20 protein-coding genes are annotated in these 22,892 nt (G+C 68.5%); 9 read left to right on the top strand and 11 right to left on the bottom strand.

Annotated elements, in window-relative coordinates:
• The first annotated feature begins 74 nt into the window (after positions 1 to 74).
• The gene (gene rimO, locus ASF26_RS16335) at positions 75 to 1,412 is read left to right on the top strand and encodes a 30S ribosomal protein S12 methylthiotransferase RimO (protein WP_056256053.1); all 1,338 of its coding nucleotides are present in this window, start codon (positions 75 to 77) and stop codon (positions 1,410 to 1,412) included.
• A gap of 25 nt (positions 1,413 to 1,437) precedes the next feature.
• Here the strand turns inward: rimO and pncA are convergent, their stop codons facing one another.
• Both pncA and ASF26_RS16325 read right to left on the bottom strand, forming a co-directional pair.
• Positions 1,438 to 2,073 carry a bifunctional nicotinamidase/pyrazinamidase gene (gene pncA / locus ASF26_RS16330; RefSeq protein WP_156463024.1) on the bottom strand — a complete coding sequence of 212 codons (636 nt, stop codon included), beginning with the start codon at positions 2,071 to 2,073 and terminating at the stop codon, positions 1,438 to 1,440.
• A gap of 56 nt (positions 2,074 to 2,129) precedes the next feature.
• Positions 2,130 to 3,104 carry a quinone oxidoreductase gene (locus ASF26_RS16325; protein ID WP_056149687.1) on the bottom strand — a complete coding sequence of 325 codons (975 nt, stop codon included), beginning with the start codon at positions 3,102 to 3,104 and terminating at the stop codon, positions 2,130 to 2,132.
• A 219-nt stretch (positions 3,105 to 3,323) separates the two neighbouring features.
• Between ASF26_RS16325 and ASF26_RS16320 the strand changes: the two genes are divergently transcribed.
• Positions 3,324 to 3,527 carry a hypothetical protein gene (locus ASF26_RS16320; RefSeq protein WP_018043697.1) on the top strand — a complete coding sequence of 68 codons (204 nt, stop codon included), beginning with the start codon at positions 3,324 to 3,326 and terminating at the stop codon, positions 3,525 to 3,527.
• Positions 3,528 to 3,750: 223 nt separating this feature from the next.
• On the opposite strand, the gene ASF26_RS16315 is transcribed toward ASF26_RS16320, so the two are convergent.
• Positions 3,751 to 4,527, bottom strand: coding sequence for an alpha/beta hydrolase (locus tag ASF26_RS16315; RefSeq protein WP_156463023.1), 777 nt, complete (start codon positions 4,525 to 4,527; stop codon positions 3,751 to 3,753).
• A 95-nt stretch (positions 4,528 to 4,622) separates the two neighbouring features.
• The gene (locus ASF26_RS16310) at positions 4,623 to 6,014 is read right to left on the bottom strand and encodes a GntP family permease (protein WP_056256050.1); all 1,392 of its coding nucleotides are present in this window, start codon (positions 6,012 to 6,014) and stop codon (positions 4,623 to 4,625) included.
• A 194-nt stretch (positions 6,015 to 6,208) separates the two neighbouring features.
• On the opposite strand from ASF26_RS16310, the gene ASF26_RS16305 reads away from it, so the two are divergent.
• Positions 6,209 to 7,411 (top strand): FAD-dependent monooxygenase, encoded by a 1,203-nt coding sequence (locus ASF26_RS16305; RefSeq protein WP_056256047.1) that lies wholly within the window; start codon positions 6,209 to 6,211, stop codon positions 7,409 to 7,411.
• Between the two features lie 3 nt (positions 7,412 to 7,414).
• On the opposite strand, the gene ASF26_RS16300 is transcribed toward ASF26_RS16305, so the two are convergent.
• The gene (locus tag ASF26_RS16300) at positions 7,415 to 8,695 is read right to left on the bottom strand and encodes a patatin-like phospholipase family protein (protein WP_056256044.1); all 1,281 of its coding nucleotides are present in this window, start codon (positions 8,693 to 8,695) and stop codon (positions 7,415 to 7,417) included.
• A gap of 329 nt (positions 8,696 to 9,024) precedes the next feature.
• On the opposite strand from ASF26_RS16300, the gene ASF26_RS16295 reads away from it, so the two are divergent.
• Positions 9,025 to 10,077 (top strand): CoA ester lyase, encoded by a 1,053-nt coding sequence (locus ASF26_RS16295; protein ID WP_056256043.1) that lies wholly within the window; start codon positions 9,025 to 9,027, stop codon positions 10,075 to 10,077.
• Positions 10,078 to 10,264: 187 nt separating this feature from the next.
• Positions 10,265 to 10,618 (top strand): heat shock protein HspQ, encoded by a 354-nt coding sequence (gene hspQ, locus ASF26_RS16290; RefSeq protein WP_056256913.1) that lies wholly within the window; start codon positions 10,265 to 10,267, stop codon positions 10,616 to 10,618.
• 111 nt (positions 10,619 to 10,729) lie between these two features.
• Here hspQ and ASF26_RS16285 read toward each other — a convergent pair whose 3' ends face one another.
• Positions 10,730 to 11,503 (bottom strand): invasion associated locus B family protein, encoded by a 774-nt coding sequence (locus tag ASF26_RS16285; protein WP_056256040.1) that lies wholly within the window; start codon positions 11,501 to 11,503, stop codon positions 10,730 to 10,732.
• Between the two features lie 446 nt (positions 11,504 to 11,949).
• On the opposite strand from ASF26_RS16285, the gene ASF26_RS16280 reads away from it, so the two are divergent.
• Positions 11,950 to 13,236, top strand: a complete 1,287-nt coding sequence (locus ASF26_RS16280; protein WP_244475964.1) for an AMP-binding protein — start codon at positions 11,950 to 11,952, stop codon at positions 13,234 to 13,236.
• A 302-nt stretch (positions 13,237 to 13,538) separates the two neighbouring features.
• Positions 13,539 to 13,883, top strand: coding sequence for a hypothetical protein (locus tag ASF26_RS16275; RefSeq protein WP_018043707.1), 345 nt, complete (start codon positions 13,539 to 13,541; stop codon positions 13,881 to 13,883).
• 105 nt (positions 13,884 to 13,988) lie between these two features.
• Here ASF26_RS16275 and mfd read toward each other — a convergent pair whose 3' ends face one another.
• The 3 genes from mfd to ASF26_RS16260 all read right to left on the bottom strand — a co-directional run bounded on the left by mfd (position 13,989) and on the right by ASF26_RS16260 (position 18,406).
• Entirely contained in the window at positions 13,989 to 17,588 is a 3,600-nt protein-coding gene (gene mfd / locus ASF26_RS16270) for a transcription-repair coupling factor (protein ID WP_056256034.1), read from the bottom strand.
• Positions 17,589 to 17,766: 178 nt separating this feature from the next.
• Positions 17,767 to 18,060, bottom strand: a complete 294-nt coding sequence (locus ASF26_RS16265) for a succinate dehydrogenase assembly factor 2 (RefSeq protein ID WP_018043709.1) — start codon at positions 18,058 to 18,060, stop codon at positions 17,767 to 17,769.
• A gap of 82 nt (positions 18,061 to 18,142) precedes the next feature.
• Positions 18,143 to 18,406, bottom strand: coding sequence for a hypothetical protein (locus ASF26_RS16260; protein WP_018043710.1), 264 nt, complete (start codon positions 18,404 to 18,406; stop codon positions 18,143 to 18,145).
• A 270-nt stretch (positions 18,407 to 18,676) separates the two neighbouring features.
• Between ASF26_RS16260 and recG the strand changes: the two genes are divergently transcribed.
• Together recG and ASF26_RS16250 are read left to right on the top strand one after the other, a co-directional pair.
• On the top strand, positions 18,677 to 20,818 hold the full coding sequence (recG, locus tag ASF26_RS16255; RefSeq protein ID WP_156463022.1) for an ATP-dependent DNA helicase RecG: 2,142 nt from the start codon (positions 18,677 to 18,679) through the stop codon (positions 20,816 to 20,818).
• 300 nt (positions 20,819 to 21,118) lie between these two features.
• Positions 21,119 to 21,451, top strand: a complete 333-nt coding sequence (locus tag ASF26_RS16250; protein ID WP_056256028.1) for a hypothetical protein — start codon at positions 21,119 to 21,121, stop codon at positions 21,449 to 21,451.
• 110 nt (positions 21,452 to 21,561) lie between these two features.
• On the opposite strand, the gene ASF26_RS16245 is transcribed toward ASF26_RS16250, so the two are convergent.
• Both ASF26_RS16245 and ASF26_RS16240 read right to left on the bottom strand, forming a co-directional pair.
• A complete protein-coding gene (locus ASF26_RS16245) occupies positions 21,562 to 22,365 on the bottom strand; it encodes a DUF502 domain-containing protein (protein ID WP_200925950.1) in 804 nt (267 codons plus the stop codon).
• Positions 22,366 to 22,482: 117 nt separating this feature from the next.
• Positions 22,483 to 22,680, bottom strand: coding sequence for a hypothetical protein (locus tag ASF26_RS16240; RefSeq protein ID WP_018043714.1), 198 nt, complete (start codon positions 22,678 to 22,680; stop codon positions 22,483 to 22,485).
• Positions 22,681 to 22,892: the final 212 nt, after the last annotated feature.

Below are 22,892 nucleotides of genomic sequence, written 5' to 3'. Positions count from 1 at the left end.
CCTCCGCCACGACAATCACAGCCACCGGAATCACGGCCGGTCGAGTTTTCCTCGGCCGCGACCGACGAGCGACCATGACCGTACCTGTTCCGACCCCGGCGAAAGCCGCGCCCAAGATCTCGTTCGTCTCCCTCGGCTGCCCCAAGGCGCTGGTGGATTCCGAGCGCATCCTCACGCATCTGCGGGCGGAAGGCTACGAGCTCGCCCGCCGGCATGACGGGGCGGACGTGGTCATCGTCAACACCTGCGGCTTCCTCGATTCGGCCAAGGCCGAATCGCTTTCGGCCATCGGCGAGGCCATGGCCGAGAACGGGCGCGTCATCGTCACCGGCTGCATGGGCGCGCAGCCCGAGGAAATTCGCGAGAAATATCCGAACCTCCTCGCGGTGACCGGCCCCCAGGCCTACGAATCGGTGGTGGCCGCCGTGCACGAGGCGGTGCCCCCGGCGCACGACCCGTTCCTCGATCTGGTGCCGCCCCAGGGGGTGAAGCTCACCCCACGCCATTACGCCTATCTGAAGATCTCCGAGGGCTGCAACAACCGCTGCACCTTCTGCATCATCCCGTCTTTACGCGGCGACCTCGTCAGCCGGCCGGCGGGCGACGTGCTGCGCGAGGCCGAGAAGCTGGTCAAAGCCGGCGTCAAGGAATTGCTGGTGGTCTCGCAGGACACGAGCGCCTACGGCGTCGATATCCGCTACGCCACGAGCCCCTGGCGCGACCGCGAGGTGCGGGCGAAGTTCTACGATCTCTCCGCCGAACTCGGCGAGCTCGGTGCCTGGGTGCGGATGCATTACGTCTATCCCTACCCGCACGTGGACGACGTCATCCCGCTGATGGCCGAGGGCAAGATCCTTCCCTATCTCGACATGCCGCTGCAGCATGCCAGCCCGTCCGTGCTCAAGCGCATGCGCCGGCCGGGCAACCAGGAGAAACAGCTCGAGCGCATCCGGCGCTGGCGCGAGATCTGCCCGGATCTCGCCATCCGCTCGACCTTCATCGTCGGATTCCCAGGCGAGACCGAGGCCGAGTTCGAAGAGCTGTTGACCTGGATCCGAGAAGCCAAGCTCGAGCGCGTCGGCTGTTTCGAATACGAGCCCGTGGGCGGCGCGGTGGCCAACGGACTCGGCGATCTCGTCCCGCCGGAACTCAAGGCCGAGCGCAAGCGCCGCTTCATGGAGGCGCAGCAGGGTGTCTCGGCCCGCCTGCAGAAGGCGCGCGTGGGCAAGCGCCTGCCCGTCATCATCGACGAGGCCAATGGCGGCATCGCCAAGGGCCGCTCGAAATACGACGCGCCCGAGATCGACGGCAACGTCCACGTCACCTCGCGCCGGCCGTTGCGGGTCGGCGACATCGTCACCGTGAAGATCGAGCGGGCCGACGCCTACGACCTCTACGGGAGCGCGGTGTAGGACCGCGCACCGGCGTGTTCAGGCTCTACCCATCCCCGATCGCCCCGCTCGTGATCCGTTCGATCCCGGCCTCACGCATGGTCGCCCAGGCCCGTTCCACCGATCCGTCGATATCGATCCCCCGCACCGCATCTTCTATGACGGTGACGGCAAAGCCTGCCTTGCGGGCATCGAGCGCGCTCCAGAACACGCAGTAATCGGTGGCGAGACCGGTGAGATAGAGGTGTTCGAACCCGCGCTCGCGCAGGTATCCGTCGAGCCCCGTTCGCGTATTCCGATCGGCCTCCAAGAAGGCCGAGTAGCTGTCGGTATGGGCATGATAGCCCTTGCGCATGACCAGTTCGGCCCAATCGACGTGAAGCTCGGACGAGAAACGGGCACCGGGCGAGCCCTCGACACAATGGTCGGGCCAGAGGATCTGGGGGCCGTAGGCGAGGTCCACGGTCTCGAAGGGGGATTTCCCCGCATGGCTGGAGGCGAAGGAGACATGGCCCGGCGGATGCCAGTCCTGGGTCAGGACCACGTGCGGGAACAGGGCGGCGAGGCGGTTGATCGGGGCGATCACCGCATGGCCGTCCGGCACCGCGAGGGCTCCGCCGGGCAGGAAGTCGTTCTGGACGTCGACCACGAGGAGAAGGTCACGCTCGCCTGGGGGCATCATCCGCCTCCTCCTGTCGTCAGGTGATCCCGGGATCACGGGATCACGGGATACCCGGATCACGGGGTCATGATCGTGGCGCCCGTGGTCTGGCGTCCGGCCAGGTCCTTGTGCACCTGCACCGCGTCGGCGAGCTTCGCCCGCGCATGGACGGGGATCTTCACCGCCCCGCTCGCCACCACGCCGAACAGGTTCTCGGCCATGGAATCGAGGGTGGCCCGCGTCCCCGCATGGGTGAACAGCGTGGGCCTCGTGGCGAAGAGCGAGCCCTTCTGGGCGAGGAGGGCCAGATTGAAGTTCTCGATCGGGCCGGAGGCGGAGCCGAAGCTCACGAACATCCCCAGCGGGGCGATGCAGTCGAGGGAGGCCGGGTAGGTGTCCTTGCCGACGCCGTCATAGACGACGCGCACGCCCTTGCCGCCGGTGATCTCCTTCACCCGCGCGGCGAAATCCTCGTCGCGGTAGAGGATGACGTGGTCGCAGCCATTGGCCCGCGCCAGCTCCGCTTTCTCGGCCGAGCCCACCGTGCCGATGACGGTGGCACCGATATGCTTGGCCCATTGGCAGGCGATGAGGCCGACGCCGCCGGCGGCGGCGTGGAACAGGATCGTGTCGCCCGGCTTCACCGGGCATGTCCGGTGCAGGAGATACTCGGCGGTGAGGCCCTTCAGCATCATGGCCGCGGCGGTGGCGTCGTCGACCCCGTCGGCGAGATGCACGGCGGCGCCGGCATTGATCACCACCTCCTCCGCATAGGTGCCCTCGGCCGAACCGTAGGCCACGCGCTCACCCACCCGGAACCCGGTGACGCCCTCGCCGATGGCGGCGACCACGCCCGCACCCTCCTTGCCGGGCGTGAAGGGGAGCTGCGCCGCCTTGTAGGCACCCGAGCGGAAGTAGATGTCGATGAAGTTGACGCCGATGGCCGTCTGGCGGACGCGGATCTGGCCGGGGCCGGGCTCGCCGACCGCCACCTCCTCGTAGCGCATCACCTCGGGCTCGCCATACTCGTAGACCCGGATCGCCTTGGGCATCGTCGTCTCTCCTCGTCTGTTCGATGGACGCGACATAAGCTGCCCGCTGTGAGGGGCAAGCCCAGTGCTGCCGAGCCGAGCCCTGACGTCGGCGATCGAGGCGCCTTGCCCGAGGCGAGTGCGGGCGGCATGGCCGTTGCAGACCATCGCCCGGCTTTCGCGTGAGACAGGCCGGTCGGTATCGTTCCCCGGCAGCTGCGCAGGAGGGGGCCGCGTCCCATGGAAGAGATCGTCTGGATCAGGCCCGCCGATTACGATCCCGCCGTCGTCGCGGGGCTCGTGTTCCAGCCCGAGCCAGGCCTTCCCGCCTTCGAGGTCATGGACCGCTGCCGGGTGGTGATGATGTTCAAGGCCGGGATCGCCTGGGAAATCAGGCCGTTCACGCAACTCACCTTGAAGATCGTCGAGGAGCCGGAAGGCTGAAGCTTTTCACGGGATCCGCGACAGTTCCAGGTCGCGGCGGATCGCCAGGAGGTCGAGGACGGCGATAACCAGCCAGGGACCTGCGATCCCGATGAAGAATGCCATGGTGAGCTCTCCTCTCCCGGCGATGATCCGGCACCGCCGCATCGGACGATAGGACAGGTCCCGGCAGTCGGCAAACGGGAGTTCGGGCTGTGGCATCGCCCTGACCCCGCGAGATGCCTCAGGGCCTTCCGGCGGCGTTCAGGATCAGCGTCGCGATCGTGTCGGGCTGGGAGATCAGGGACAGGTGGCTCGCCGTCACCTCGATCGTCGTGGCGCCCATCCTCTTCGCCATGAAGCGTTCGAGATCGGGGTCGATCGTCCGATCCTCCGTCGAGACCGCGTAGAAGCTCGGCTTCGATCGCCAGGCCGCCTGGGTGGTCCTGCCCGCCAGCAGCGCCTTCGCGAAGGGCTGCTGCACCGCGTAAAGCACCTTCGCCTTCGCCTCGGGAAGGTCGCCGGCGAAATCACGCAGGAAGGCCGCTTCGCCGAGGCGCCCGTATTCTCCGTCGAAGACGATGCCGGCGCTGGCGGGGGGCGTCGGAAAGGTGCGTGCCAGGGCCGCGTAATCCTCGCCGGCATCCGGCGCCCGGGCCGCCACGTAGACGAGGGCGGATACGTTCGGATCGGTGCCGGCCTCGGAAACGATCATGCCGGCGAAGGAATGGCCGACGAGCACGGTGGGACCATCCTGCCGCGCCAGCACCCGCCGCACCGAAGCCACCGCCTCGTCGAGGGTGGTCAGCGGGTTCTGCACGGAGGTGACCGTGAGGCCCGCTCGCTGCAGTCGTGCGATGACCTCCGACCAGCATGACCCGTCGGCGAAGAGGCCGTGGACGAGGACGACGTTCCGCGCCGCCGGCGGGGCCGCCTTGGCTGATTCCGCCTTGGCCGGGTCCGTGCCAAGCGGGAATGCGGCACCGGCGGCCGCGAGTGTCAGGAAGGTTCGACGATCCATCGGAAGGCTCCCGTCGCATCGGATGTCGCGGCATTGGCCGCCCGCGCCCTGAGAAAGTCCAGGCCATCGGGAACCGCGATGCCGTTGACCGAGCCTCACACCAGCCCGGTCAGGTAAAAGATCCCGATGACGAGGAAGACCGCGCTGGTCTTGAGCACGGTGATCGCGAAGATGTCGGCATAGGCCTGCCGGTGTGTCAGCCCCGTCACCGAGAGCAGGGTGATGACAGCGCCGTTATGGGGCAGGGTGTCCATGCCGCCGCTCGCCATGGCGGCCACCCGATGCAGCACCTCCATGGGGATATGGGCCGCCTGTGCCGCTGCGATGAAGGTGGAGGACATGGCGGCGAGGGCGATGCTCAGCCCTCCGGAGGCCGAGCCGGTGATGCCGGCCAGCGCCGTCACCGTCACCGCCTCGTTCACCAGCGGGTCGGGGATGGCCGACAGGGCCTCGCGGATGACGATGAATCCCGGCAGGGCCGCGATGACCGCGCCGAACCCGTATTCGGAGGCGGTGTTCATGGCCGCCAGCAGCGAGCCGGCCACCGCCGCGCGGCTGCCCTCGGCGAAGCTCTTCGAGACCGGCTTCCAGGCGAAGACGAAGACCGTAAGGATGCCGGCCAGCAGCGCCAGCTCCACCGCCCAGATCGCGGTGACCGACGAGACCGTGGTGACGATGGGCTTGTCGAGCCCCGCCAGCATGGTCTCGGCCTTCGCCCCGTAGAGGCGCGGAATGAGCGCGGTGAAGGCGAGGTTCGAGAGGCCGACCACGACGAGCGGCAGCAGCGCCACCAGGGGATGCGCCAGGGCTTCGTCGGAGACGGGCGTCGGCTCGTTGGTGTGGCCGCTGCCGTAGCCCTCTCCCCTGGCCTTGGCCGAGGCGATGCGCCGGTCGAGATAGGCCACGCCGGCCACGAGGATGAAGGCGGCGCCGATCAGACCGAGCCAGGGGGCGGCCCAGGTGTTGGTGCCGAAGAAGGTGGTGGGAATGATGTTCTGGATCTGCGGCGTGCCGGGCAGCGCGTCCATCGTGTAGGAGAAAGCGCCGAGCGCGATGGTGCCGGGGATGAGGCGCTTGGGGATCTCGCTCAGCCGGAAAGCTTCCGCCGCGAAGGGATAGACCGCGAACACCACGACGAAGAGCGAGACGCCGCCATAGGTGAGCAGGTTGCAGACCAGCACGATGGAGAGCACGGCCCGGCGCGCGCCCACGAGATCGATGACGGCGGTGACGATGGAGCGCGAAAAACCCGAGAGTTCGATGACCTTGCCGAACACCGCGCCGAGGAGGAAGACCGGCAGGTACAGCTTCACGAAGCCGACCATCTTCTCCATGAACAGGCCGGAGAAGACCGGCAGCACGGCGGAGGGATCGGTGAGGAGCACGGCGAGGAGCGCCGCCACCGGGGCGAACAGGATGACGCTGAAGCCGCGATAGGCGACGAGCATCAGGAATCCGAGCGCCAGCAGCGCGATGGCGAGGCTCATGACGACGCTCTCATGATGGGGCAACCTCCGACACTCAGCCCCTGTCGGGGCGCGCAGCTGATGCTAGAAGCCGCAGCGTGGCAATGCCACAGCGAGGTGACCCGAGACGGACGGCACCTATTTGAAACGGCAGCGGTCCGGTCGGTGCCGCTTCGACTGGTCTGGTGAGGGTACCCCTCGCCGAGGAGCGATGCATGGATTCGTCCCCTCCCCGTTTCGACGTGGCCGTCGTCGGCGCGGGTGCCGCCGGGCTCTGTCTCGCCCTGGCCTTGGCCCGAGAGGGCATCGCCACGGCCCTCGTCGGCCGCCACGCCCCCGTCGCCGATGGACGCACGGTCGCCCTCCTCGACGGGTCGGTGCGCTTCCTCGACGCGCTGGAGGCCTGGGAGGAGGTGGCGCCGCATGCAGCGCCGCTCGCCGAACTCCATATCGTCGATGACACGGGCAGCCTGTTCCGTCCGCCACCGGCCCGGTTCGTGTCCACCGAGATCGGCCTTCCCGCCTTCGGCTGGAACGTGGAGAGCGCCCGCCTCGTGGAGACCCTGCGGGCGCAGGCCCGGTCGGCTCCCGGCCTGACCCTGTTCGAGAGCGACGCGGTGGGGCTGGAACGGGATGCCGACGAGGCCCGGATCGGTCTGGAAGAGGGTGGGTCCGTCGCCGCTCGCCTCGTCGTCGGTGCGGACGGAGCCCGCTCGCGCATGCGGGATGAGGCCGGCATCGCCACCAGGGACTGGTCCTATCCGCAGGCCGCCATCACCACCTTGCTCGCCCACGAGCGCCCGCACCGGGACGTCTCCACCGAGTTCCATACCCGGCAGGGGCCGTTCACCCTGGTCCCCCTCCCCGGCGGACACCGCTCCAGCCTCGTCTGGGTCACGGGCGCGCAAGCGGCGGAGCGCCTCGCACGATTGCCCGATGCCGATCTGGCCCGGTCCATCGAGAACCAGGCTCAGGCCATGCTCGGGGCCATGCGCATCGACGGGCCGCGCGGGCTCGTGCCTATGCGGGGCCTCTCCGTCGCCTCCCCGGTCGGGCCGCGCATCGCGCTCATCGGCGAGGCGGCCCACGCTTTCCCGCCCATCGGAGCGCAGGGGCTCAATCTCGGCCTGCGCGATGCGGCGGCGCTACGCGACAGCGTCCTTGCCGCGATCTCGGACGGGCGCGATCCCGGCTCGCGCCAGGCGCTGTCCGGCTTTGCCCGGTCCCGGTCGCTGGATGCCCGCCTGCGCACGGCGGCGGTGGACACCCTCAACCGCAGCCTGCTCACGACCCTCGTGCCCGTCGATGCCCTGCGTGGCCTGGGACTCCTGGCCATGACGACGATCGGACCCTTGCGCCGCATCGTCATGCGCGAGGGCGTGCTGCCCCGCCTTGGTGCACCCTCGCTGATGCGGTGACGATCAGCGCCGGGCGAGGCTCGTCGCCATCTCCGTCCCGCCGGTCTGCTCACCGGTCGATCCGGTGGGGATCGAGGCGGCGGGGGTTCCGCGGCTGAAGGCGGTGCCGTCGCGCCCAAGGCGTTCGCCATGGGCGAACAGGGCCTTCATGTAATCCTGGTCGAACGGCGCCGAGGTGGTGCGCGTGAACCGGTTGTCGATCTCGGCCACCTCGAGATCGAGGCCGCTGCGCTCGGCGAAACGCTCCGTGAGGGCGAGCGCCGCGCGGGTCTGCGCCTTGATCGCGGCGGACATGGCGCGGCCGAGCACGCTCAGGGTCGTGCGTGTGGCCATCTGGAAGTCCGGCGTCACCGTGTTGTTGACGACGAGGTAGATCGTGCTCGTGGGAAGCCTCACCTTGGCCTTGCCGAGGATGGCGGCTTCCGGCGCCAGGTAGAACGGCGCGGTGGTGCCGCCATCCGCATGCATTTCCTGGAAGCGCTTCCCGTCCGTACCGACCACGTCGATCATCACCGGTGGGAACACGCCCGGCACCGCCGAGGAGGCGAGGATGATCGAGCGGAACAGGTCGAGCGCCTTCGGGCTGCCCTCGGAGGCGATGGCGCCCATGTCCCACAGGACGGGGCGCTCGCTGTCCACGGCGGTGGTCGCCACCAGCAAGCGCCGTCCCTTGGCGTGCTCGGCGGCGATGTCGGCCAGAAGCTTGCCCGTCACCATCCGGTCGATCCGGCGCTTGAGCGGCCAGGTATCAGTGAGGGCCTCATTAGTGCCGCCGAACTCGAACACGTCGGCGGCGGAGATCTCGGTATAGGCCCGCGCCAGCGTCGCATCGGCGCTGGAGCCGAGGAAGGCGAAGGGCGCGATCATCGCCCCCGTGCTCACCCCGGTGATGATGCCGAAATCGGGCCGGTCGCCGGCCTTCGACCAGCCGTTGAGGAGGCCGGCGGCGAAGGCCCCGTTCTCGCCGCCGCCCGACAGGACAAGCCACGGATCGGCCGCCGCGCTCGCGCCGTCGATGAGGCTCTGGAATGCCTTGGTGTCGTCGGCCGCGATCCGTAGCTGGCCCTTCAGGCCGTCGGGCCGGGCCTCGGCGGCGTCACCGGCCGTGAACGGCACGCGCTCGGATGCTCTGGCGGGCGATGCCTTGGAGGCATCCTTGGGGGAGGCGGTTCTCGCCGGGGCGCCCGCATGGGCTGGAGCGGCTTCGCCCGGCGCGGCGACGCTCAGCATCGCGACGAGGCCGGCAGCGTAAAGGAGACCGTGTCGGGTCGATGATCCGGACATGAGAGAGTGTCCTTGAATAGTCTCGAAACGCCCGCCTCTGTTGCGAGAACCCGGCCTGTACCTGCCGGTTCCTGCCCGCTGTACGGGCGCCTGCGTCGAACATGCGCCAGCGCACGTCGTTGGGAAAGTGGTCTTCGCCTCGAACCCGCCTTTACGTGGGGGGTAACCTTGACTAACCGCTTCGAGGCTAGAGCCTCACCCCGAAAAGTCCGCCCCGAGTTTTCGGCAAAGATGATGCGCCTTGAACATCCTATGGCATCGTCCTGAATACGATATTCAGAGCGATGGCCCAATCCCACGATCGATCGACACACGGAGCCCGAGATCCCATGAAATTGCCGCGCCGCTTCTTCCAGCCCCTCGCCACTGGCGCCCCAGCCCCGTTCCGTGACCTGCCGGTGAAGCTCGAGCGGATGATCCACTTCGTGCCGCCCCACAACGACAAGGTCCGCGCCCGTGTGCCGGACCTCGCCGCCACCGTGGACGTGGTGCTCGGCAACCTCGAGGACGCCGTGCCGGTCGACCAGAAGGAAGCCGCCCGCAAGGGCTTCGTCGCGATGGCGCAGGCGACCGATTTCGCCGCGTCCGGCACCGGCCTGTGGACCCGCATCAACGCCCTCAACAGTCCCTGGATTCTCGACGACCTGTTCGAGATCGTGTCCCAGGTCGGGGACAAGCTCGACGTGGTGATGGTGCCCAAGGTCGAGGGTCCGTGGGACATCCACTACATCGACCAACTGCTGGCCCAGCTCGAGGCGAAGCACGGCGTCACCAAGCCCATCCTCGTCCACGCGATCCTGGAGACGGCCGAGGGCGTCGCCAATGTGGACGCCATCGCCTCCGCCTCCCCGCGCATGCACGGCATGAGCCTCGGCCCCGCCGATCTCGCGGCGTCCCGCGGCATGAAGACCACCCGCGTCGGCGGCGGCCACCCGGATTACCGGGTCATCGCCGATCCGACCTCGGACGGCGCCGCCCGCGCCTCCGCCCAGCAGGATCTCTGGCACTACACGATCGCGAAAATGGTCGATGCCTGCATGGCCAACGGCCTCAAGGCCTTCTACGGCCCGTTCGGCGACTTCTCGGACGGGGATGCCTGCGAGGCCCAGTTCCGCAACGCCTTCCTCATGGGCTGCGCCGGCGCCTGGACCCTGCACCCGAACCAGGTCGCCATCGCCAAGCGCGTCTTCGCCCCCGATCCGGCGGAGGTCGCCTTCGCGGTGCGGATCGTCGAGGCGATGCCGGACGGCACCGGTGCGGTGATGCTCGACGGTAAGATGCAGGACGACGCCACTTGGAAGCAGGCCAAGGTCATCGTCGACCTCGCCCGGCTGGTGGCCGAGAAGGATCCGGAGCTCGCCAAGACCTACGGCTTGAAGTGATCTGCGGCCTGACCTGAGACGGTTTCCGCTGGCTCCCCTCTCCCCGCACGCGGGAGAGAGGGGAGCCAGCGCTCCCGAAGCGATCGGCCGGATGCCGTCCGGGATCTGCAGACCGGGACGGCACCTTGCGATGCGGCGTGGCAACGCCGCCGATGACAACCTGTCCGACGCATCCTATTTTGGCGTCATGACCGATCTCTCTCCCACCGGAACCCGGACGCGCACTGCCAAATTCGGCCTCGGCGCCGTGGTGCGCCACCGGATCTACCCGTTTCGCGGCGTCGTCTTCGACGTGGACCCGATCTTCGACAACACCGAGGAATGGTGGCTGGCGATCCCCGAGGAGGTCCGGCCGCGCAAGGACCAGCCGTTCTACCACCTCCTCGCCGAGAACGCGGAGAGCGAGTACGTGGCCTACGTCTCCGAACAGAACCTCGTTCCCGATACATCCGGCGAGGCCCTGCGCCATGCCGGGATTCCGGAGGTGTTCGAGCGGGATTCGGACGGCGCCTACCGCCTCCGGAGCGCGCACGCGAACTGAGTGCCGAACGGCCCCCCACGGCGTGAGGCGCCGTCGTCGAATGTGCGCATGAAAAAGGCCGGGCGACGAGCCCGGCCCTTTTCATGTTTGGACTGAGGCCGGGGCCCGGTCTCAGGGCTTCGGAGCGGCACTTCCGGCAGCGGCACCGGCAGCGTTCTGCTTCTCGAGGTTCTTGCGCATGTCTTCGCTGCGCTTCTCGAGCTCGGCCTGGAGCTTCTTCTGCTGCTCTTCCAGCACCTTCGGGTCCACGGCCGGGCCGTCGAAGGCCTTGCCGAAGCCGGCCAGCGGCACGGCGAAGGTCACCTCGCGCTGGGCCTGGTTCTGGACGCTGATGTTGAGGGTGGTGCCCTTCTTGAGCGCGTTCACGAGGTCGTTGCCGACATTGCCGGCCTCGGCGAAGCAGCCGTTGGGGAAGCACACGGCGAACTTACCCGGGGTCGCCTGCTGGCCATCGACGGTGAAGCGGATGCCGGGGCCGAGGAGCAGGCCGAGCGGCAGCAGGTAGCGCACCACGCGCACGCTCTGCTGGGCGTTCTTCATGTCGTAGACGGCCACGGCGAGGACGGGCTGGCCCTGGTCGGAGACGAAGTCGCGGGTGGTGTAGCAGACGTCGGTGCTGGTGTTCTGGTCCTTGCCGCAGACCTTGGTCCAGTCGGCCTGCGACGGCTCGGACTTCACGTTGACGATCTGCGGGCCGGCCGGCTGCTGGGCGGCCGGGGTCTGGGTGGCCGGAGCCGCCGGGGCCGGTGCGGCCGGAGCGGGGGCCTTGCCCTTCGGCGCCTGGGCGAAGGCCGGTGCCGCCAAGCCCGCATTGCCCATCATGCCGGCCAGGGCGAGAATCGCGGCGGCGCGCATCGGGCGCGCGGGACGGTTGGCAAAGAACATCAGCTCTGACCCCTTGGATATCGCGAATGACGAAGGAATGCTGCGGCTCTCGAGCCCAGCAAGGCGTTTCCTGAACTCGATGGTGCGGATCGAAACCCGCGGACGGTGTTCGGTCGAGCCCTCGCCGCCCTGGTCCGCGCGGTCAAGCCCTCGGCGCGCGCAAATTGCCCGTTCCCGGAGCTTGGATGGCCAACCTGGCCCGCCAAGGCGCCGGACGGGGCGCTCAACGCCTCGAACCCGCTCGAACGACCGGGCGGCCTGCTTCCCTGCGGAATGCGGCGAAGACATGACACCTGTCTCGTCCGGAGGGGCGCGATCGTCCCCGTTCGGCTTCCTCGACACGGATCGGTTTAAGCAAGATTTAACCCTAATCGTCCATGCCCGGAGGGCACGAGGAGTCGATGCGCGCGGGGAGTTGAGCGGAGGTGTCGGCGCAGCCAGCGATCATGTCCTTTCGTGACGCCCTCCCCGTCCCCATCCCGGCGGACAGCCCCGCCGCGCCGAGCCAGCGCTCGGAAACGGCCAGGCCCGGCCTGTGCACCTTGCTGGCGGCGACCGCCCATGCCGATCCCGGCCGGGTCGCCTTCGTGGATCCGAAGGACAAGGCGGGCTGGTCCGGGCGCGGCCCCATCACCTGGACCTATGGGGCCGCCGCCGAGATCGTCGCGCGCCTCGCCAACGGCATGCGACAATGGCGCCTGGCTCCGGCGAGCCGGGTCGGCCTCATCGCCGCCGCCGGGTCCGAGACCCTGCTGTCCTACCTCGCCATCGAGGCCGCCGGCCACATTCCCTGCCTCCTGCCCCTGGCATGGGACGAGGATGCCCTGGTCTCCGGCATCCAGGCCGCCGGCATCCAGGCCGTGCTCACCCAGTCCCGGGTCGCGGGAAAGCTTCCGGCCGAGTGCCTGCGCCAAGTGGCGGTGCGCTATTTCGGCCTGCGCTACCTCGCGGCCTTTGGGCCGGACGTGCCCGACGGCGTCATCAGCCTCGACGGCATGGTCCTCGACGGACGCGGCGGCCCCTTCGCACCGGAGAGCGCCGGGCTCGTCACCTTCGCCGCCGCCGATCCCGCGCAGCCGGTCTATCGTCCCGCCGACGCGCTGATCGCCACCATCGCCGTCCATCTCGCCACGGCCCGGGTCGCCCCCCGTGAGCGCATCCTGACCCTCCTCGCTCCCGTCGACCTGAGGGGGCTCGTCACCGGTCTCGGTGCCGCCCTCGTGGCGGGGGCCGGCCTGGAAATGGTCGGGCCGTTCGATGCCGGCCGCTTCGCCGAAGCGCTGGGCCGGCCAGGCCCGACCCATCTCGTCGCGCCGGCCGCCCTCGAACGCAATCTGGCCGCGAGCCGCAGCCCGAACGGACTCGAATCCATCGTCCTGGCCCATCGGTTGCCGACCCGCCTTCACGCCCGGCTGCTGGCGCCGGCCTCCGTCCATGCCCCGCGACGGGTGGTCGATGTCCTCGCCTTCGACGAGACGGCGCTCCTCACCGCCTCGCGGGCCGACGGGGATCTCGCCCACTTCCTTGCGGACGCTCACCCGCTGGCGCCGTTTCCGGCCCTGCTCGATATCGCTCGGGACGAGGAGGGGCGATTCGCTTTCCGGGGTCGCGCCTCCAGGGCCAGCCCATTGCAGCGCGGAATTCCGCAGGGAAAAACCGCCGATCTCTGGAATGCCGTGCCCTTCGCGGCAAAAATATTTGCCGGCCGAGCAACCGAGATCGTGCGCTGCTGATCGTCCCGGCTTCGGGTTTTGCCCGAAATCCACCGCTTTCGAGGAATGGTGCGCGGCCACCGCGAACGGCCAAGATCAGTATGCTTGGAAAACAAAATCTGCTTGTGAGCACGGTATCTTATAGTGATTGGCTGATGTCATGCGTGAAGGTTGGCAAGCGCGCGACGTCGCCGTCTGACCCCGGGACATCGGCCGGGTGGCCGCAGTATTTTCGCCCCACAGCCGGCGAACCATCCGGGTTGACGTGTGTTATCGCACAGGTCCCTTCCCAAGGGGCGATTGATGGGCTAACCCTGACAGTCATGAGTGCGCTGCAACAAGTGTTGGTCGTCGATGATGGTCACCGCGCCATCGATCACTCCCTCGCCGCCGAGCTTGCCGAGCTGGGTTATGCGAGCGTTACCGCATCCCTCGAGGCCGCCGACGACGTTCTCGCCGTCATCGCCCGCCCCGCGGCCATCCTTCTTCAGACCTCGTCCCGCCTCGACCCGGCCTATGCCATGCTCTCGGAGCGCCTGCGCGAGCAGATGCAGCAGGCGGGCATCCCCGTGATCGTCATCGACGGTGTGACGGGGCGTGGCGGCGGTTCCGCGATCGACCTGCAGAGCCGCATCGGGCCTTACGTCCTGAACCAGCCAGATCTCTGACACGGACGATGAATAGGTCGTTGTAAACGGCTGATCGAGCACGAGACTTCATCTGCGAGGCGGGCCGTTGAGCCCGCCTTTTTTCGTGGTCTGGTGCGATGCCGTTCAGGCCGCCTTCTTCTTCGTGGCGCGGGCGATCTTGGACAATTCGCGAAGGATCGAGGTCGTGATCTTGAGGCGCTCCGGGATGGAATCCAGTTCACGGATGAACACGATGCTCATGTCCGGGCGCACCTTGGCGAAGGAGGCCTGACCGCCGACGAAGGCGACCAGTCCCTGAGGGTTGGCGAAGGACTTGTCGCGGAAATGGACGACGACGCCCTTCGGCCCGGCCTCGACCTTCTCCACGTTGGTGTCGCGGCACAGGATCTTGATCGTGACGATCTTGAGGAGCTGCTCCACCTCTGGCGGCAGCGGCCCGAACCGGTCGATGAGCTCGGCGCCGAAGCTCTCCATCTCGGCATCGTTCTCCAGGGTCGAGAGCCGGCGATAGAGGCCGAGGCGGACCGTAAGGTCCTCCACGTAATCCTCCGGGATCGTGACCGGGGCGCCGAGCGCGATGGTGGGCGACCACGCCTCCTCCACCGGCTCCTCGATGCCGGCCTTGAGGGCGGTGACGGCATCCTCCAGCATCTGCTGGTAGAGTTCGTAGCCGACCTCCTTGATGTGGCCGGACTGGGCGTCGCCCAGCAGGTTGCCGGCGCCGCGGATGTCGAGATCGTGGGAGGCGAGCTGGAAGCCCGCGCCCAGCGTGTCGAGGGTCTGGAGCACCTGGAGGCGCTTCTCAGCCTGCACGGTGAGCTGCTTGTTGGCCGGGGTCGTGAACAGGGCGTAGGCGCGGGCCTTGGCGCGCCCGACGCGGCCGCGCAACTGGTAGAGCTGGGCGAGGCCGAACATGTCGGCCCGGTGCACGATGAGGGTGTTGGCGGTGGGGATGTCGAGGCCAGATTCGACGATGGTGGTGGAGAGCAGCACGTCGAACTTGCCCTCGTAGAACGCGGTCATCACGTCCTCGAGCTGGCCCGCCGCCATCTGGCCATGGGCCACCGCCACCTTGGTCTCGGGCATTTCGGTGTCGAGGAAGCGCTTCACCTCCGCCAGATCCTCGATGCGCGGCACCACGTAGAAGGACTGGCCGCCGCGATAGCGCTCGCGCAGCAGGGCCTCGCGGATCATCAGCGCATCGAACGGGATCACGAAGGTGCGCACCGCGAGGCGGTCCACCGGCGGCGTCGCGATGATTGAGAGCTCGCGCACCCCGGTCATGGCGAGCTGGAGCGTGCGCGGGATCGGGGTCGCCGACAGGGTCAGCACGTGGACATCGGCCTGAAGCGCCTTGAGGCGCTCCTTGTGGGCGACGCCAAAATGCTGCTCCTCGTCGACGATGATGAGGCCGAGATCCTTGAAGGCCACGTTCTTGGCGAGCAGCGCATGGGTGCCGACCACGATGTCGACGGTCCCGGCGGCGAGGCCCGCGCGGTTCTGCTTCATCTCGGCGGCGGAGACGAAGCGCGACAGCTGCGCCACCTGCACCGGCAGCCCTTTGAAGCGCTCGGCGAAGGTCCGGTAATGCTGGCGCGCCAGCAGGGTGGTGGGCACCACCACCGCCACCTGCTTGCCGCCCATGGCCCCCGCGAAGGCGGCGCGCAAAGCCACCTCGGTCTTGCCGAAGCCGACATCGCCGCAGACGAGGCGGTCCATGGGGCGGCCGGCATTGAGGTCGGACAGCACCGCGTCGATGGCGGTGGCCTGGTCCTCGGTCTCCTCGAAGACGAAGCGGGCGGCGAACTCGCCGTAGAGCCCGTCCGGAGCCTGGAGGCGGGGCGCCTGGCGCACGAAGCGTTCGGCCGCGATCTTGATGAGCTGGCCGGCCATCTCCAGGATGCGCTTCTTCATCTTGGCCTTGCGGGCCTGCCAGGCACCGCCGCCGAGACGATCGAGGGCAACCTCGGCATCTTCCGAGCCGTAGCGGGTCAGAAGCTCGATATTCTCCACCGGTAGCAGCAGCAATCCGCCGGCATACTGGATCTCCAGGCAATCGTGCGGCGCGCCCGCCGCCGTCACCGTCTTGAGGCCGACGAACCGGCCGATGCCGTGATCGGCATGGACCACGAGATCGCCCGCCTGGAGCGCCTGCACCTCCAGGATGATGTCCTGTGGCCGTTTCGACTTGCGCTTCTGGCGCACCAGCCGGTCGCCGAGGATGTCGCCTTCCGAGATGACCGCGAGCTTGTCGACGATGAACCCGGAATCGAGCCCCCATACCGCCACCGCCATGTCGGTGCCGCGCTTCAGGGCGTTCACCGCCGTGAGCGTGTTGATGGAGACCGGCTTCTTCAGGCCATGATCGGTGAGCACCCCGCACAGTCGGTCGCGCGAGCCGTCGGACCAGGATGCGAGGATCACGTGATGACCGGATCCCTGGAGTTCCTTCACATGGGCGACGGCGGCGTCGAAGACGCTGGCGGTCTCGTCCGCCCGCTCGGCGGCGAAGCTGCGGCCTGCCTTGCCCTCGCAATCAATGGTGAGGCGGTCCGGGCTTTCGGGCACCGCGAAGGGCGAGAGCCGGGCGACGGAGGCGGCGGAGACCCGCTCTTTCCAGTCGTTCTGCGTCAGGTAGAGCGCCGAGGGCCTGAGCGGCTTATAGGGCGCGACGCCGGTGGAGGGCGTCTTCATCGCCTCGGCGCGGGCGTCGTAATAATCGCGGATCAGGGTGAGGCGCTCGGCGACGGCCTCTTCCGCCTGCGCGTCGAAGACCAGTGGCACGCCCGGCACGTAGTCGAACAAGGTGTCGAGACGGTCGTAGAACAGCGGCATCCAGTGCTCGAGGCCGGCATAGCGCCGCCCCTCGCTGATGGTTTCGTAGAGCCGGTCGTCGCGGGTCGCCGCGCCGAAGGTGGAGATGTAGCCCTGGCGGAAGCGCCGGATCGTTTCCGTGGTCAGTTGCACCTCGCTCATCGGAACGAGGTCGAGGGAACGGAGCGAGCCCACCGTGCGCTGGGTCTCCGGGTCGAAGGCGCGGATGGATTCCAGGGTATCGCCGAAGAAGTCGAGGCGGATCGGGTTCGGCAGGCCCGGCGGCGACAGGTCGAGGATGCCGCCGCGCACGGCGTATTCACCGGTCTCGCGCACCGTCCCCGTGCGAAGGAAGCCGTTGGCCTCGACCCAGGCGGTGACGGTGTCCATCGGCACCACGTTGCCGATCGCCGCCGAGAAGGTCTCCACCGCGATCTTCTCTCTGGGAGGCACCCTCTGGATCAAAGCGTTGACGGTGGTGCAGAGGATGCGCGGCTGTTCCTCCGAGGAGCGCGAGCGCGAGAGCCGCGACAGCGCGGTCATCCGCTGGGCGGCGATGGCGGCGTTTGGAGAGACCCGGTCGTAGGGCTGGCAGTCCCAGGCCGGGATGCTCATCACCTCGATCTCGGGGGCGACGAATTTCAGCCCGGTCTGGAACGCGTTCGAGCGCCCGGAATCACGGGCCACATGCACCAGCACCGCCGGCCCCTCGAAACTCCGAGACAGGGCGCGGGCGAGATCGGCCACCACGACCGCATCGAACCCTTCGGGCACATTGGCGAGCGTCGGGCTGTCGCCGCGCTTCAGCGCCTCCAGCGCACGGGCGAGCGCACCGGATTTCGGCAGGGCGAACCGCGCCGTCTGGGGCTTCGGGGCGGGAGCGGGCGCTTTGGGCTGGGGTTTGGCCATCGGGTCGGGGTTTCGAACTCATGGGAAAGTGTGACGCGCCGCGCCTCCCTCCCCCCTGTGGGGAGGGACCGAGGGTGGGGGTGGTTGGGTGACTCTCCAACTGCGGAGGCGAGCGGCGCTACCCCCACCTCCAACTCCTCCCCACAAGGGGGAGGAGAGCCCCGCATCGCCTGGACCGCTAGTGGATCGGTGCGTCGTGCTTATGGAACGCCTGGAGGCGGCGGTATACCGGCGTGTCATAATTCTGCGGCGTCTCGTCCTCGCCGGTGAGCCAGCGGAACAGGTCGCGGTCGGGCACTTCGATCAGGGCCTCGAAGGTGGTCAGCTCCTCATCGCTCAGCGTACCGATCTCCGCATCGGCGAAACGGCCCATGATCAGGTCCATCTCGCGCATGCCGCGATGCCAGGCGCGGAAGAGGGTGCGGCGGCGGCGCGGATCGAGATCCGCGCTGGTGCGGGTGGTTCCAGACATGGGGTCAGCCTGTGATGCTGCGATCCTGGGATCCCCGGATCGGTGGAGTGGTCGGATCGCGCGAGGTTCAGCGCAGGCCTTTTCAGCGCAGCCCTCGCGCAAGCGTGACGATTGCGCCCACGATGACGATGGTCTGGAATCCGATAGCCGACAGGACCCACTTGAGAATGTCGTATTTCGACTCCGCGATCTCGGTCTTGAGGTCGGATTTCGTCACCAACGTCGACAGATCGGTTTCCCGCGTCTCGCGAAGGACGCCGGTCACGGCCTCCGCCTGGTCGTCCGAGAACCCAGCGGCTTTCAGCTTCCGGGCGATGGCGAGAGTATCGAGGGCGATCGTGGCCATGGTGCGTGCGCTGGAATTCCATGCCGCAATGTCCGCAACGGGACCGGCTTCCCGAATATGGCCGATCCCGACAGAGTTGCAACGCCGCCGGACCATATCGTCACGCGCGGCGGCAGCGGCAAAGAGATCGTTGCCCGGCTCGGTCCCCGCATTCTATGCCGATCTCATGCTCTCTCCTCCGGACATGACGGATACGCGAGGTCCGGCACTGTCATCCCGCCTTCGGGTGTCTTCCGTCCCGCATCCAGACGAGGGATGGTCGCTTCGCCCATGACAGACGAACCCCGCCCGACGAACCTGCGCCCCAGCATCCTCGATCCGCTCTTCGCCCAGGCCCGGACCCTCCCCGGCGTCGGGCCGAAGATGGCGCCGCTGATCGAGCGGCTCCTCGGCACGCCCGAACAGCCCGCGCGGATCGTCGATCTCCTGTTCCACCTGCCCCAGGGCGGGGTGGCGCGCACGATGATGGGCTCCATCGCCGAGGCGCCGCCGGGCGAGCCCGTGACGCTGGGTGTCACGGTCACCGGCTATCGCCCGCCCCAGGCCGGGACGGGGCGGCGCCCGTTCCGGGTCCTGGTGGAGGACGGCACCGGCGACATCACCCTCGTCTTCTTCGGCATGCCGCAGGCCCGCGTGGAGAAGATGCTGCCGCTCGGCGCCCATCGCTACATTTCCGGCCGGATCGACCTGTGGGACGGGCACCGGCAGATGGTGCATCCGTCGCGGATCGTGGACGAGGCGGGGCTCGCCGCCCTGCCCGCCGTTGAGCTCGTCTACGGCGCCACCGAGGGCCTGACCTCGCGGGCGATCTCGAAACTGGCGCATTCCGCCCTCGACCGGCTGCCGACCCTCCCCGAATGGCAGGATCCGGCCTGGCTCGCGCGGGAGGGGCTGCCGGGCTTCGCCGATGCGCTCAGGGCCGAGCACCGGCCCGAGGCCGCGCCGCCGGCACCGGCGAGCGACGGCATCACGCCCCGCACCCCGGCGCGGCGGCGGCTCGCCTATGATGAACTCCTCGCCTCGCAGCTGGCCCTGGCCCTGATGCGCGCCCGCAACCGCCGCGCGCCCGGCCGGGCCAATGCCGGGGACGGGCACCTCAAGGACCGGATCGAAGCCGCCCTGCCCTTCGCGCTCACCGGCGCCCAGGCCCGGGCCGTCGAAGAGATCCGAGCCGACCTCGCCTCCGACCGGCGCATGCTGCGCCTGCTCCAGGGCGATGTCGGCTCGGGCAAGACCGCGGTGGCGCTGCTGGCCATGGCCTCGGCGGTTGAGGTCGGCCGCCAGGCCGCCCTGATGGCGCCCACCGAGATCCTGGCGCGCCAGCATTTCGAGCGCCTGACGGGACTGGTCGGATCGTTGCGCCTGCGTCTCCTCACCGGGCGCGACAAGGTCTCGGAGCGCCGCGCCACTCTGGCCGACCTCGCCGACGGCCATATCGATATCGTGGTCGGCACCCACGCCCTGTTCCAGGACAGTGTGATCTTCAAGGATCTCGGCGTCGCCGTGGTGGACGAGCAGCATCGGTTCGGCGTCCATCAGCGCCTCGCGCTCGGCGCCAAGGGAGCGGCGGTGGACATCCTGGTGATGACCGCGACGCCGATCCCCCGCACCCTGGCGCTGACCTGTTTCGGCGACATGGACGTCTCGGTCCTCGACGAGAAGCCGGCCGGCCGCCAGGCCATCGCCACCCGCCTCGTCTCCATCGACCGGCTCGACGAGGTGGTGATGGGGCTCGGCCGGGCGCTTGCCGCCGGGGACAGGGTCTACTGGATCTGCCCGCTGGTGGCGGAATCCGAATATGTCGACCTCGCCGCCGCCGAGGACCGCTTCGCCGACCTGCGCCAGGAATTCGGCGACGCCGTGGGGCTGATCCACGGCAAGATGCCGGGGCCGGACAAGGATGCCGCCATGGAGCGGTTCGCCGCCGGCGAAACCAGGATCCTGGTCTCCACCACGGTTGTGGAGGTGGGCGTCGACGTGCCCGAGGCGACCATCATGGTGATCGAGCATGCAGAGCGCTTCGGCCTCGCGCAGCTGCACCAGCTGCGCGGGCGGGTCGGGCGCGGGGCCAAGGCCTCCACCTGCCTGCTGCTCTATCGCGGGCCGCTGGGACAGGTCTCCCGCGCCCGCCTCGAAATGATGCGCGAGACCGAGGACGGCTTCCGCATCGCCGAGGAGGATCTGCGCCTGCGCGGCGAGGGGGAGGTGCTGGGCACCCGGCAATCGGGCGCGGCCGCCTTTCGCCTCGCGAATCTGGAGAGCGATGCCAGCCTGCTCGAAGTGGCCCGTGACGATGCCAGGCTCATCGTCGAGCGCGATCCCGGCCTCAGATCCGAGCGTGGCAGGGCACTCCGGGTGCTGCTCTACCTGTTCGAACGGGACGCGGCGATTCGGTTGCTCGGAGCCGGCTGAGCCGATTCGCCGGCTGAACGAAACCCGCGCCAAACCTGAACGCATCGCCACAAAAGCGACGAATCGACCCCCGATGACGTCTGCGCAGTTCAGCTTCACGAGCCATGGCACCGCAGCCACACGGCGTCGGAAAGCCCTTTTTGTTCAAAGGCTAAACCGATTTCCGGATCTCGTTTCCCGAGCCGTTGTGCGGTGCCGCACGGACTTCCTGAACTTGAAATGAACGTATTCTCCCCTTAACTGAACATGAACGAACAGCCCGCCAGACTGGGCTGCCACATAGAATTCAGGAGGATGGATATGTCTGCCGGACTGTTCCAAAACCTACCGGGTGCCCACGAAATGGGGAGCGTTCACGCTCTGCCGAGCGAGCCGTGGCTGCTTCCGATCTCGGATGGCAAGGAGCCCGCGCTGAAGACGACGGACGATGTCCTCCTCGCGGTCCGTCACTCCGCCCGCCCCTTCCAGATCGCGGCGAATGCCCTGATGGTCCTGCTCTTGGTGGCCGTCACCGCCCAGATCGCCATGGGCTGGGGTGGTTCCACCATTGCCCCGCACGCCAACAGCCATGTCGCCGATGCCTCGCCGCCGACGCTGCCCATCGAGAAGGCCTCGATGACGGTGCACAACTAGGCGCGTTCGAGCAGGGCTCCCGAAAGGCGGATTCGCTGTTCGGGAGATGTGCGTCGGGTCGACGTCCCTGCCCAAAGACTTGCACCGGCAGCCCTGCATGGGCGAGTGTTTCACTCCGTGCTGACGAGCTTCTCCTGGCGACGGGACGAGGCTTCGAGCGCCGCCTCCGGCCCGGTGGCCTGCCCGTTCTGAGCCGGACGGATCGACGCCGCCATGGCCTGCAGCCTGACCTGCGGGTCCTCCGGCTGGATGACCCCCGCCGACATGACCAGCTTGGCCGCGTCGTCGATGCTCATGGGCACTTCGATGATGTCCGCCCGCGGCAGGTAGAAGAAGAACCCCGTCGTGGGGTTGGGCGCGCAGGGCAGGAACACGCCCACATGGTCGTTCTCCTCGCCGAGCGCCGTCTGCACGTCGGGGCCGGCCGGTGCCGAGACGAACACCACCGACCACGTCCCCTTCACAGGGAATTCGACCAGGCCGACGGTGCGGAACGACGTGCCGTTAGCCGAGAACAGCGTCTCGAAGATCTGCCGCAGGCCCTTGTAGAGGCCCGAGATCACCGGGGTGCGCGCGAGCAGCACCTCCCCGAACTCCACCACGCTGCGGCCGACGAGATTGGCGGTGAGGAAGCCGAGCAGCGTCACGGCGATGAAAGCGATGACGAGGCCGATGCCCGGAATCGAGAAGGGCAGGTAATGGTCCGGCAGGTAGCTCGCCGGCACCAGGGGCTTCACCCAGCCGTCGATGAGGCTGATGAACCACCACGTGATGTAGATGGTGATCGCCAGCGGCCCGGCGACGATGATGCCGGTGAGGAAGTAGGTCCGCAGGCGGCTCTTCTTGCTCACCCGAGGCGGCGGCCGTGCTCCGGCGGGGTCTGGTTCCGGCAACGGGGTGAGCGTTTCGCGCACGGGCGGCCTGTCTCGTGGGAGGCCGATCGTCAGCCTGCATGACAAGGGTTAGCGGGTCGGGCGTGTCACCTCAAGCGCGAGGAAGCGCCCCTGCCCCGGATGATCCGAGGCCGAGGATCACGGCTTGGTCTCGCCGAGCGCCGCCTCTGCCGCCAGCGCCCTCTCCTTCCACGCATCCCGCTCCGCCAGGGCCTCCTTGAGGGCGAGTTCGGCGCGCTGAGCCCGCACGGCGCTGGCCGAGGCCAGGGCTTGGGCCCGTTCGCGGGCGCGGGTCTCGCCGGCCATCTGGACCTTGAGGTCGCGCGGCGTTGCCATGGTCGTGTCCGTTCTCGTCGGGGAGGGAAGTGGCAGGATGCCCCGCCGACGCTGCTTGTGCCAGATCCATGACGTGACGCGAAGGCGCGGAAGGCCTGTGCCGGCACCCCGTCGTCCCGGGGCCGCGTCGCGGAGCCCGGGATCCAGAAACGCAGGAGGTTCAGAACCTTACCCCGCCGTCAGCGGCATGTCATAGGCGGTCGCCCTGCCCC

This window comes from Methylobacterium sp. Leaf93, from assembly GCF_001422345.1.
In the GTDB taxonomy this organism is placed as follows: Bacteria; Pseudomonadota; Alphaproteobacteria; order Rhizobiales; family Beijerinckiaceae; genus Methylobacterium; species Methylobacterium bullatum.
This window is presented reverse-complemented; position numbering and strand designations above follow the sequence as displayed.